Genomic DNA, 12320 nt, shown 5'->3' on the forward strand with positions numbered 1-12320 from the left:
CTCTCACCGGCCGGAATCCCGTTTTGGGATCAGGCGCTTTCGCGCACCCATTCCCGGCGCAGCGCCGGCCCCGCCAGCGCCATCAGCAACGCCGCCAGCAGATAGAGCCCCAGCCCGATCAGCATCGAATAGCGCAGCGCCTCCGCCCCCCACACCGGCGTCAGCGCCTTCGACAGCGCGCCCAGGGCATAGATGCCGCCGCCAAGGCCGATCAGGTTGTTGATCAACAGGAACAGCGCCGATGCCGTCGCCCGCGCGGGCGGCTCGACAAGGTGCTGCACCGCGCTCGTCACCGGGCCCAACCAGACGTAGGCCAGCGCCTGCGGCAACAGGAACAGCAAGAAGGCAGTGGGCACGCTGTGCGTCCAGATGCCACCGGCATAGAGCGGCACCGCCAGAACATAGGCCAGTGCCGGCACCCAGCCGTAGAAGGCGCGGTCTGCACTGCCCAGCCGGTCCGCCAGTCGCCCGCCCGCCAGCACGCCCACGGTGCCGCCCAGCAGCAGCACCGCGCCCAGGAACCAAGAGGTTTGCACCAGATCGAGCCCGAAGCTGCGCTGGAGCAGGCTGGGCATCCAGAACATCACGCCGTAACCCAGCATCGAACTGGACGCCGCGCCGAACGAGAGCAGCCAGAACGCCTTCTTGCGCATCAGTGTGGAAGCCACATCTGCAAAGCGCACGGTGGGCGCGGCAACCACAGGCTTGGGCTTGTCGCGCACGATCAGGCGGAACGGCACGGCCGCCAGCAACCCGGTCAGCCCGACGACGACGAAAGCCGTGCGCCAATCCACCCGCGCGGCGACATAGCCGCCCGCCAGCACGCCCGCTGCCGCGCCGATTGGAATGCCCAGCGAATAGATGGACAGCGCGAAGGCCCGCTTCTCGCTGGGGAAATGATCGCCGATCACCGCGTAGGACGGGGCGACGCCGCCCGCCTCCCCCACGCCGACGCCAAGGCGGGCCAAGAACAAGTGCCAGAACCCCTGCGCCGCACCGCAAAGCGCGGTGAACAGGCTCCAGACCAGCAGCGATCCGGTAATCACCCAGGACCGGCTGGTGCGGTCGGCCAGCCATGCCAGTGGCACGCCCAGCGTGGAATAGAGGATCGCGAAGGCCAGCCCGCCCAGCATCCCCATCTGCGCATCGTCCAGCCCCAGATCCTTCTGGATCGGCGCGGCGAGGATGGCGAGGATCTGCCGGTCCACGAAGTTGAAGATGTAGACCAGCAGCAGCATCGCCAGCACCAGATTGGGAGAGGCGGGCTTGCGTGACGAAACCTTCGGCAGGGAAGCGGTGGCACTCATGTCAGTCCAGATGTTCCTTGCAGAAGGAGAGGATCGCCGCGAGCGCGGGCACCTCATCGAGAATCGGGGCATGGCCGACGCGCGGCACCTCGACATGGCTGTAAGGCCCGGAATGGCGCCGCGCCATCTCCCGCGCGGTATCGATGCTCAACAGGTCGGACAAGGCCCCGCGCACCACCAGCACCGGCGCCGCATCCAGCGCATCCCACAAGGGCCAGAGATCGGGCGGCACGGTCTGCGGCGCGTCGCCCGCCATGCTCTGTGCGATGGCGGGATCGTAATCGAGCGAGACGGTGCCGTTATCGTTCTTCCGGCAGGTGCGGTGAGCGAAAGCCAGCCATTCCGCCGTGCCGTAATCGGGAAAGGCGGCTGCATTGACCGCGCGGCAGCGTGCCGCCGCCTCGGTCCACGACGCCATCGGCGCCGAGGGCCCGACATAACCCTGAATGCGCGCCAGCCCGGCGGGATCGAGCACCGGGCCGATGTCATTGAACACGAAACCACTGGCAAGGCCGGGGCGTAGCGCATTCATCACCATCGCCATCAGCCCGCCCATGGAGGTGCCGATCAGGCAGGCGCGCTCCACGTCCAACCCGTCCAGCAGGGCGAACATGTCCTGCGCATAGACGTCCGGCCGGTAGTTCGCCGGATTCGGATCCCACTGCGAAAGCCCGCGCCCGCGCTGATCGGGCACGATCAGCCGGTAAGTGCCGGAAAGGTGCGCCGCAAGCGGCTCGAAATCGGCGCTGTTCCGCGTCAACCCGTGCATCATCAACAGCACGGGCGCGGGGCCGGTGCGCGTAAAGTCGCGCGCCGGATAGTCGCGAGCGACAAGGTCCAGCCGCCCGCAGGCGCTGCGATAGCGATGGAGGCTGTAGTCCATCCTCGTGGGATCCTCTTGAACCGGTTGTGCGTGGGGCCTGCCGGCGTGGCAGGCCCCACGTCCCCCTGAACGACCTGAAACTTCGACTTAGAGCAGTTTTCCACCCGACTGCGTCGGATGGACTGCTCTAAGGTTTTGGTTTGGCGCATTTTCCGAGTCATCAGGTGATTCTACCTGACTAGAAAATGCTCTAGAACTTCACCGTGCCGGTGACGAACACCTGACGCGGATTGCCGTAGAAGCCGGTCAGCGTGCCCTGGGTGCCCAGCGTCGGGATCGGGTTGCCATTGGCATCCGGGATCACCGCCCCGGTCACCGCATCCTGCCGGATGTAGCTGTAGCCCGAGGTGATATACTCCTTGTCGAGGATGTTCTTGCCGTAGACGCCCAGCGTCCAGCGGCCGCCCGGCGCCGAATAGACCAGGCTGGCATCCCACAGGGCATAGCCCTTCTGGTCCAGATAGGGGTTCGGATACTCGAACTGATGAACCTTCGAACGATAGGAGACGGTCGTGGCGAACATCACGTCACCCGATCCCACCGGCAGATCGTAGCTCAGCGTGCCGCTGGCGGTCCACTTGGGGGTATTCTGGATGTGGCGATAATCGGCCACATCCACCGTCTGGCCGGCGATGAAGGTTTCGTACTTGCGGAACTTGGCATCGATGTAGCCCATCGATGCGGACAGGCTTAGCCTGTCACCCGAAGTGGCAAGATCGCGGCCCAGTTGCGCGGTGGTTTCCAGTTCCAGTCCCTGCAGGCGCGCCTTGCCGGCGTTGGAGACGACACCGCAGAAGGTGGGCACGCCGCTGACCGTACAGGCTACCGAACCGGGGATCTGGATGTCCTTGTAGTCCATCCGGAACGCCGCTGCCGCCACGTAGAGCGCGCCGCCCAGCAGGTTGCCCTTGTAGCCCACTTCGTAGCTGTTCACCGTTTCCGGCTTGAAGCTCAGATAGGCGGCCACTTCCGCATCGCTGGGGATGCCGTTGGCATTGCTGGTGGGCGCATTCTTGCCCACGCCGCGCGGGTCGAAGCCGCCACCCTTGAAGCCCTGGCTGTAGCTTGCATAGATGTTGTGATCGCGGTTCGGCTTGAACGAGAGCGAAGCGCGCGGGGTGAACTTCTTGTAGACAGCGCTGCCGGAGAAGTTGGTGTCGGTGGAATAGAGAATGCCCGGATTGCCGAAGCGTGCGCCGCCGCCCCGGAAATAGGTCTGCTTGATGATATCCGCCTCACGCTTGTCCCAGGTATAGCGGCCGCCGACCGAGAGGCTGAGCTGGTCGGTGAAGTTGTAGGTCATGTCGCCGAAGACCGCCCAGGTCTTGGTATCGACATCGGCCTCGGTATGGCCGGTCAGCATTGGCAACAGGGCCGGAAGCGTGGTGTAGGTGCGCGAATCGAAGTAAGTGTCGGCGCTGGCGTTCAGCCAATAGAAGCCGACCAGCGCCTGCAGCGGGCCCTTGTCGTAAGCCAGCTGGAATTCCTGGCTGAGCTGCTCGTTGTCGTAGAAGGCAGGCACGTCCAGATCGACGGTGGGGCTGGCGTCGAAGTCGATCGGGGTCGCCGAATGGTCCTTGCGCCAGGCGCTGATCGACTTGAACATCAGGGCGTCGGTCAGATCGACCTTGATGTTCATGGCCAGCCCCCAGGCCTCGATATCCTGCTTCGGATCGTCGATGGCGCCGGCAGTGTCGAACACGTCGGGCAGGATCTCGCTGCCCGGTGCGGAGCCGGTGATCAGCCGGTGGCCGCCGCGCGGATTGCTGCGATCGCGGGTGTAGTCGCCAGTGATGCGGATCAGCACCGGCTGGCCGCTGCCGCCCATCTCCACCGTGCCGCGCGCGGCCCAGATGTCCTTGTCGTAATTGTCCTTGCCGGTGGTGATGTTCTCACCAAAGCCATCGCGCGTCAGCCGCGCCACCGAACCGCCGACGCGGACGATGTCGTTGATCGGCGCCGAGGCGGTGATGACCCCGTCAAGCTGGTTGTAAGTGCCGTAAGTGGCGCGGGCCTTGAAGGCGAACTCGTCCGGCAGCGACTTGGTGACGTACTTCACTGCGCCGCCGATGGTGTTGCGACCATAAAGCGTGCCCTGCGGACCGCGCAGCACTTCGATGCGCTCCACGTCGTAGATATCGAGCACGGCGGCCTGGGGACGGTTGAGATAGACGTCATCCAGATAGATACCGACGCCCTGTTCGAAGCCCGAAACCGGGTCTTGCTGGCCGACGCCGCGGATGAAGGCCGACAGCGTGGAGTTGGTGCCTCTTGAGGGCTCCAATGTCACGTTAGGTACCGTCTGGGCCAGATCGGTAATATCCGCCGCGCCGGAGCGTTCCAGCTGGGCGCCGCTGAAGCTGGTGACGGCGATCGGCACGTCCACCAGACGTTCCTCGCGGCGGCGGGCCGTGACGATGATCTCGCCCTCTCCTACGGTGGTCGGCGCCGTAGCGTCCGGTGCCGGCGCGGCATCCTGCGCCATCGCGGGCACTGCGGACAGGCCCGCCAGGATCGTGGTCAAGGTAAGGAAATTCTTCGCTGCACGGCCGCGCGCGCCGCCCCTCTGCGCCTTTTGCATCACTAGTCGCTCCCAATGGATCTTATCGTTGGAGGCGACCATATTGATACTTGAACCATGTTTCAACATTGAACATTTGCCACGGACCGGTTCCGGGTCTAGCTGTGTCCCTGTGACCACAGACGCCCCCTCGCCGCCGGTCGATGCCGAACCTGCAGATCGGCTGACATCGGCCAAGACCCCCCGCACCGAACGCGGGCGGCGAACCTTGCGCAAATTGCTGGACGCGGCGGCGGTGGAATTCGGAGAGCGCGGCTTTCACGAAGCCTCTATCACCGGCATCACCCAGCGCGCAGGCACGGCACTGGGCAGTTTCTACACCTACTTCGATTCGAAGGATGAGATCTTCCGCGCGCTGGTGGACGACCTCAGCGGCAAAGTGCGCGAAGCCGCGCGCGAAGCGCTGCGCGAGCCACTGCCCGCGCTGGAAACCGAGCAGGCCGCACTGACCGCATTCCTGCAGTTCGCGCGCGATCACAAGGAAATCTATCGCATCATCGACGAGTGCGAATTCGTCGATCCCGCCAGCTTCCGCATCCACTACGAATCGACCGCCAGACGCATTACCGAACGTCTGGGCGAAGGCGTGCGCAAAGGCGAATTGCGCGAAGGACTGGGCGAGGCCCACGCCTGGGCGATCATGGGCATGAACGTGTTTCTGGGCCTGCGCTACGCCGTATGGTCGGATGACATGCAGCCAGAGGATGTGGCAGACCTCGCCAATTCCATTTTGCGCCAAGGCATTGCCGCGCCGAACAAAAACTAACGAACTAACGCAGCACGTTAACGTTTCGACGGTAAACCGGTCCTAAATCGGGACGCGATTAGTTAACGCACTGGCAAGATTTGCGAGAATGCGCGATAAGCGTCCTCGTGGAAAACAACGCCAATCCTCGCAAGCGCGCCCCGATGGGGGCCAAGCTCCTCCTCGCTTCGGCGGCACCCGCTCTTGCGGTGATCGCGGGCGTGCTGATCATGGCCACGCAGCCCGCAACCCCGGCCAGCGCGGCGTCGACTTTCCACACAGCTGCTCCGGCAAAAGCACCGGCCTCAATTCCGGCCCCTGCGCCCGCCCCTGCCCGGGCCACCGACAGCGCTTTCGTCATCAAGCGGATCCTGCCGATCGAAGGCGCGATCAAGTACGGCGAATGGCATTGGGACGAAACCGGCGCGCCCGCCGGCCCGATCGTCATCACCGTAGACCTCGACGCGCGCGTGCTGTCGGTATTCCGCGACGGCTACGAGATCGGCGCGACTGCCGTGCTGCTCGGTACCGAGGATACGCCCACCCCGCTCGGCGTGTTCCCGATCACCGAGAAGGACAAGGATCACGTCTCCAACATCTACACCGGCGCACCGATGCCCTACATGCAGCGGCTGACCAACGACGGCATTACCCTGCACGGTTCGGAAGTGGCGAAGGGCTACGCCAGCCACGGCTGCGTCGGCATGCCGGACGACTTCGCAGCCAAACTGTTCGCGGTGACCAAGCTGGGCGACAAGGTCTACATCACGCGCGGCAAGCAGGCCGCGATGGGCGACGATCTCGTCGGAGCGTGATTGCGGCGGGCGAGTGCGCCTAAGCAGCACGCATCTGCATCACAACCTCACATCGTCATTGCGAGCGTAGCGAAGCAATCCAGGGGCGGTTTGCGCCGCCCTTGGATTGCTTCGCTACGCTCGCAATGACGACGGGCGGCGTGGCTGGCAGACCAAACAACGGCCAGAACCATTGAACCCATGACAAACACCACTCCCGTCGCCCCCGCGAAGGCGGGGGCCCCGCCTTCTTCTGCAACCTTTCGCGTGCCGCAAGACAAGCGGGATCCCCGCCTCCGCGGGGACGACGAAGTTTGGTTGTGAACTCAGGAACTCCGAAATACCTGAGCGCGGGCCGTTGAAGAAACAACCGCCCCGCAATCAGCCCTTGATCTTCTTCGCCGCGCGCACCGGAGCTTTGGCGAAACTCCACCCGCCCGCATTCGGCCGCACGACCAGTTCGCCGATCGACGCCGGTTTGCCCTCGCACAGCGTGTCGAACAGCCGCGCTATGGCGCTTCCACGTGGCTCCTCACCACCCAGTTCGGCCACGCAGCGCGCCAAGACCCGCAGCGCCACCGCGCGCGGCGCCTGAGGGCGATAACGCAGCCCCATCGGTTCCTTCTTCACGCAGGAACGCCATTCCAGCGCCGCCATCCAGTCCAGCGCGGCATCGGCATCCGCCAGATTCTCGGCACTGCGGGCAATGGCAGCCACATCGAGCCAATCCGCATCGGCCAGCGCCTTGCGGATGCGCACGCGATCGAAGCGGTCGTTTGAATTGCTGGGATCCTGCGCCGCCACCAGGCCCGCTGCCGCAACCACCTCGCCCAGCTCCGAGCGCCGCCAATCCAGCACCGGGCGCAGCAGCGGGATCGCCGTTTCCGGCACCCGCCCCCGCCCGCGCGTCCCGGCCAATCCGGCGACACCGCTGCCCCGGTTCAGCCTCATCAGCAGCGTTTCGGCCTGATCGTCGGCATGGTGGGCAGTGGCCAGCGCGGAAAGGTCGCGCTCCGCGATCCACTTCGCCAGCGCGGCATAGCGCGCAGCACGAGCCTCCGCCTGCACATTGCCGGCAGCGACAGTGACGGAAAGCGTCGCATGGGGAATGCCCAGCCGCTCGCACAGCAGCGCCACATCCGCCGCTTCGCCCGCGCTTTCGAGGCGTAATCTGTGGTCGACCGTGGCGGCTTCCACGCGGCCGGGCAGTGCCTCCACGGCGAGCAAGAGCAGCGCCGTGCTGTCCGGCCCGCCCGACACGGCCACGCCCAGTCGCGCGGCTGCATCGGCCAGTTCCGGCCAGATCGCCTCGATCCCGGCACGGAAGCGTTCGACCGCCTCCGGTGCCGGGATCAAGCGAGGATCAGGCGCAGGTGAGCCCATTGCGCGTGGAATCGTAGAGACCCTTCAGGCGACCCGCGGCCTCTGCGGCGTAAGTTTCGCTGAATTCGGACAGCGCAATGCAGGCGCGCTTGGTGTCCTTCATCTGCTTCATCGAGATCGCGAGGTACAGCAGGCTGTCCGGCGCACGATCGCCGCGCTTGTCCGCCTGGTAGTTCTGGACGAACCACTTGGCGGCTTCCAGCGGCTTGCCATCGTCCAGATAGGCGCGGCCGAGCAGGTTGCGGCCCCAGCTGACGCGGGCGTGCTTGGGATACTTTTCGAGGTAGAGCTTCAGCTGCTGCTCCGCCTCGGGATAGTACTTCGCTTCCCACAGGCGGAAACCATAGGAATATTCGTCATCGGCTGCGTCGGCCGACTGCGGCTTGACGATCGCCTTCACCCCATCGATCCGCGAGTTCGAAGGCCCGACCGGCTTGGTCTCCACCGCCGGCTTCAGCTCGGCCGGCTTGGCGGCGGGCTTCATCACGGCAGGCTGGGTGCCGCCCATGGCCGACAGGTTGGACTGCGAGGCAGTCGGCTGCGGGCCGGCAGGATCGACCGGAACCGGAGCAGGCGCCGGCATGCCGGCGGCCAGCTTGGCTTCAAGCTGGTCGATGCGGTTGGTGTTCTGCTCCACTTGCCCGGTCAGGCGCGCCATCTGCGCCTCTACCGCGTCCAGACGCACCAGCATGTCGCTGACCGGCGTGGAAGCGGGCTGGCCGGGCGCCGGGGTCGGCGTGGCGGCGGGACCGGTGATTTCCGGCGCGAAATACTTGCCGTCGCCACCCGGGAAGACCTTGCGCTGCAGCGCGCGCACTTCGGTCTCCACCTTCTTGAGGCGGGCATCGGTCGAACCATCCTGCGCCTGCGCGGGCGCGACGAAGCTCACGCCGGCAAGGGCCAGCGCGACAACGCCGGTCGCGGCAAGGCGCATCCGGCGCACGCTGTTCAGTGAAGAAGTCATTGCAAAATCATCTCCGTCTCGGGCGATGCCCGGCTGACACGCCCCCTTTACGCCGCCCCTGCCGCGCGGCAGATCGGTCGACAGGTCGGTCGGCTCAAGGCTGCCGCGTCCGCTCCGAACGAGGCATTAACCAAGCCTGCGGACAGGGGTGCCGCAAGATGCGCCCCCTGTCGAGGCAGGGTCAGTTGGAAGTCGTGGAAAGCGGTGCGGCAGCCGGCGCCGCAGCGTCGTTGCCGGGAACCGGCGCCGGGTTCGCCTCGGTCACCGGCACGGTCGCCTGCGAGGCCGGGCGGGCGGGCGCACGCTGGCCGGCGGACGCGCCAGCCGGGGAAGCGGCGGGCGCCGCGCCCGACGGAGCGGCAGCCTGCGGATTGGCCCGCGCAGCCAGGTCCGCCGGCGTAAGCGACACGCCCGACATCACCGTCGGCTTGTCGGCCAGCGCCGGAATCGCGCGCCCGCCGACCGTCAGCGCCAGGGCATCGGGGCGGCCGGTGCGAAGCTGCGGTGCTTGCGCAGTCTGCGGCACCGTCCAGCTTTCGCCCTTTTTCAGCGTGGTTTCGACAAGGCGATTGGCGCCATCGGTCACGCGGACCCAGACGCCTTCCTCGGTCGCGGTGAGCACCACCGGCCCATTGGCGGGCGCAGCGGTGGGCGTTGCCGCCGGAACCGGCACGGCCACCTGAGTGGGCGCAGGCGCGGGCTTGGGCGAAAGCAGATCGGGCAGCTTGCCCTCGGGCGAGAGATAGCTGCCCCAGAACACCACCAGCAGCACGATCACCAGCAGCGCACCGGCGCCGGCGAACCAGGCCAGCTTGGCCGAAGGAACGCGGGCGGGATCTCCGGGCTGGAAATCGTGGACCACAACCGGCTCACGCCCGCCTTCCGCTTCAAGCTGGCGACGGACGATCTCGGCGATCTCCTTCTCATCCAGCCCCAGCGTGCGGGCATAGGCGCGAGAGAAGCCCACGGCATAGGTGCGCGCGGCAAGATCACCCAGCCGGTCTTCCTCGATCGCGGCCAGATGGCGTTCGGCGATCTTGGTCTGCATGGCGATATCGGCACGCGACAGGCCCGCCGCCTCACGCGCACGTGTCAGCACGGTGCCTACGGTGATGTCCGCATTCCTGAGCGCCTGATCGCCCGCATCTTGATTTTCGACGTGTTCCATTCCGCTCCCGAAGGGAATTCAGTGAGTTTGACAGTTCCGAACCGGGATCGACACCAAGCCGGGCAGCCTCCCAAAGTCAATCGGAGCGCCGACTATTCTCTCAGAAATCTGCGGCGGATGCGACCCCGTGCACGGTAAGTAACATCCCCGCAAGTCAAACCCGTGTCAATCGGCCATTGCGGAGGCTTTTCAGCACGCCACAACAGCATCGGCATCATTCCACCGCGATGCCGCGTTCGGCGGCCCAGGCGGTAAGCGCAGCGCGCAGATCGCGCGGCGGTTCGGCCAGCCAGCCGTCCACCGCAGCCTCGATTTCCGCCAGATTGACCTTGCCGACCAGATCCTTGATCGGACCGACCGAAGCCGGCGTGATCGACAGCCGGTGAATCCCCAGCCCCAGCAACGCCAGTGCCTCCAGACGGCGACCACCCATTTCACCGCAGACCGCGATTTCCACGTTGTGCCCTTCACAGCTGCGCACCACGCGGCGCAGGAAGCGCAGGATCGCCGGGCTCAGCCAGTCGTAGCGTTCCGCGAGCTTGGGATTGGAGCGATCGGCCGCGAACAGGAACTGCGTGAGGTCGTTGGTGCCGATCGACAGGAACGAAATCTTCGGCGCCAGCACGTCCAACTGCTCGGCCAGCGCCGGCACTTCCAGCATGACGCCGTAGTGGATCGCTTCGGGCAGCACTTTCTTCTGCTTGCGCAGATAGGCCAGTTGCCCTTCGAACACCGCCTTGGCCTGATCGAACTCCCAGGGTTCGGCCACCAGCGGGAACATGACGTGCAACGTGCGCCCCGCCGCCGCTTCCAGCAGCGCGCGTGCCTGCACTTTCAGCAGACCTTCGCGTTCGAGCGCGACGCGCAGCGCGCGCCAGCCCATCGCCGGGTTCTCCTCGCCCTCGCCATCGTCATGCCGCAGATAGGGCAGCGTCTTGTCGCCGCCGATGTCCACCGTGCGGAACTTGACCGGCTTTTCACCTGCCGCCTCCATCACATCGCGATAGAGCCGGGTCTGGCGTTCGCGCGAGGGCAGCGTGGCGGAAACCAGGAACTGGAACTCGGTGCGGAACAGGCCGATGCCATCGGCGCCCGTCATCGTCAGATTGGCGATGTCGTCGCGCAGGCCGGCGTTGATCATCACCTGCACGCGCGTACCGTCTCGCGTGGTGGGATGCACATCGCGCAGCGCGGCATAGGCGGCCTGACGCTGGCGGCTCTCGGCGAAACGCGCTTCGAATGCCTCGATCACACCGGCGGGCGGGCGTACCATCGTCGTCGCCTGATCGGCATCGAGCAGCAACTGATCGCCCTCGCGCACAACGCCGCGCAGGCCCCGCACGCGGCCGAGCACCGGAATGCCCATGGCCCGCGCGACGATGACGACATGGCTGGTGAGCGAGCCTTCTTCCAGGATCACGCCCTTCAGCCGCCGCTTGTCGTATTCCAGCAGTTCGGCGGGACCAAGATTGCGCGCGATCAGGATCGCGTCGTTGCGCAGCCCCATCGATGCGGCGGTGCCCAGCTGACCCGAAACGATCCGCAGCAGGCGGTTCGCCAGATCCTCCAGATCGTGCATACGGTCCGCCAGCAGCGGATCGTCGATCTGGCGCATGCGCATGCGGGTCCGCTGCTGCACGCGCTCGATCGCCGCTTCGGCGGTCAGGCCGGAATCGATCGCTTCGTTGATGCGCCGCGTCCAGCCTTCGTCGTAGGCGAACATGCGATAAGTCTCGAGCACTTCCTCATGCTCGCCGCCCATGCCGAATTCCGCCTGGCTGGCCATGCGGTCGATCTGTTCGCGCATCTTGTCGAACGCCAGAATCACGCGCTGACGCTCGGCCTCGGTATCCTCGGCAACGATGTGCTCGATCGTGACGCGCGGCTGGTGATAGACGGCCACGCCGGAGGCAAGGCCCTTTACCAGCGCCAGCCCGCGAAGCTGCTGCGGCCCGGACTGCAGCGAGCCCGCCGCGTTGATATCGTCTTCATCGACAAGGTCGGCATTGGTGATCAGCTCGGACAGCACCATGGCCACCGTCTGCAATGCCTCGATCTCCACTTCCTCGTACCGGCGCGGCTCTACGTGCTGGACGCAGAGCACGCCCACCGCGCGTTCGCGGCGGACGATCGGCACACCGGCAAAGGAGTGGAACTTGTCTTCGCCGGTTTCCGGCCGATAGGAAAAGTCCGGATGCGCGGCCGCTTCGGCCAGGTTCAGCGTCTCGATCCGATCGGCGATCGAGCCGACCAGACCTTCGCCCACGGCCATGCGGGTGACGTGCACGGCCTCTTGCGCAAGGCCGCGCGTGGCGAAGAGTTCAAGCATCCCTTCACGCAGCAGATAGATCGAGCAGACCTCGCTATTGAGGCACTCCCCTATCGTTTCCACCACGTTGTTGAGCTTGGACTGCGCATGGTTGCGCGAGGCCATGACCTCATGGAGGCGGGTGAGGATATTCCGGGCTGCTTCGACGGCTCCGCTGGTCATGGCT

9 protein-coding genes are annotated in these 12320 nt (G+C 65.9%); 2 read left to right on the forward strand and 7 right to left on the reverse strand.

All coding sequences use genetic code 11. The features are described 5' to 3' along the window. Positions 1-29: 29 nt before the first annotated feature. From ACZ1JC_RS26435 to ACZ1JC_RS26445, 3 genes are all read right to left on the reverse strand, one after another. Positions 30-1307: a spinster family MFS transporter gene (locus ACZ1JC_RS26435; RefSeq protein WP_465137333.1), complete on the reverse strand. Its 1278-nt coding sequence runs from the start codon at positions 1305-1307 to the stop codon at positions 30-32. A 1-nt stretch (position 1308) separates the two neighbouring features. Then, complete coding sequence (locus tag ACZ1JC_RS26440; protein WP_465137332.1) at positions 1309-2190, reverse strand: alpha/beta fold hydrolase; 882 nt, start codon at positions 2188-2190, stop codon at positions 1309-1311. Positions 2191-2380: 190 nt separating this feature from the next. Further along, positions 2381-4771: a TonB-dependent receptor gene (locus tag ACZ1JC_RS26445; RefSeq protein ID WP_465137331.1), complete on the reverse strand. Its 2391-nt coding sequence runs from the start codon at positions 4769-4771 to the stop codon at positions 2381-2383. Positions 4772-4883: 112 nt separating this feature from the next. Between ACZ1JC_RS26445 and ACZ1JC_RS26450 the strand changes: the two genes are divergently transcribed. Then, positions 4884-5537: a TetR/AcrR family transcriptional regulator gene (locus ACZ1JC_RS26450; RefSeq protein ID WP_465137330.1), complete on the forward strand. Its 654-nt coding sequence runs from the start codon at positions 4884-4886 to the stop codon at positions 5535-5537. A 143-nt stretch (positions 5538-5680) separates the two neighbouring features. Further along, the gene (locus ACZ1JC_RS26455; RefSeq protein WP_465137329.1) at positions 5681-6331 is read left to right on the forward strand and encodes a L,D-transpeptidase family protein; all 651 of its coding nucleotides are present in this window, start codon (positions 5681-5683) and stop codon (positions 6329-6331) included. A gap of 360 nt (positions 6332-6691) precedes the next feature. Here ACZ1JC_RS26455 and tilS read toward each other — a convergent pair whose 3' ends face one another. From tilS to ptsP, 4 genes are all read right to left on the reverse strand, one after another. Then, positions 6692-7693 carry a tRNA lysidine(34) synthetase TilS gene (gene tilS, locus ACZ1JC_RS26460; RefSeq protein ID WP_465137328.1) on the reverse strand — a complete coding sequence of 334 codons (1002 nt, stop codon included), beginning with the start codon at positions 7691-7693 and terminating at the stop codon, positions 6692-6694. Beyond that, on the reverse strand, positions 7674-8657 hold the full coding sequence (locus ACZ1JC_RS26465; protein WP_465137327.1) for a tetratricopeptide repeat protein: 984 nt from the start codon (positions 8655-8657) through the stop codon (positions 7674-7676). The genes tilS and ACZ1JC_RS26465 overlap by 20 nt, the downstream gene beginning before the upstream one ends. 181 nt (positions 8658-8838) lie before the next feature. Further along, a complete protein-coding gene (locus ACZ1JC_RS26470) occupies positions 8839-9825 on the reverse strand; it encodes a helix-turn-helix domain-containing protein (RefSeq protein ID WP_465137326.1) in 987 nt (328 codons plus the stop codon). Positions 9826-10039: 214 nt separating this feature from the next. Continuing rightward, entirely contained in the window at positions 10040-12316 is a 2277-nt protein-coding gene (ptsP, locus tag ACZ1JC_RS26475; RefSeq protein ID WP_465137325.1) for a phosphoenolpyruvate--protein phosphotransferase, read from the reverse strand. Positions 12317-12320 lie beyond the last annotated feature (4 nt).

This window comes from Sphingomonas sp. BL-S-28, from assembly GCF_055521515.1.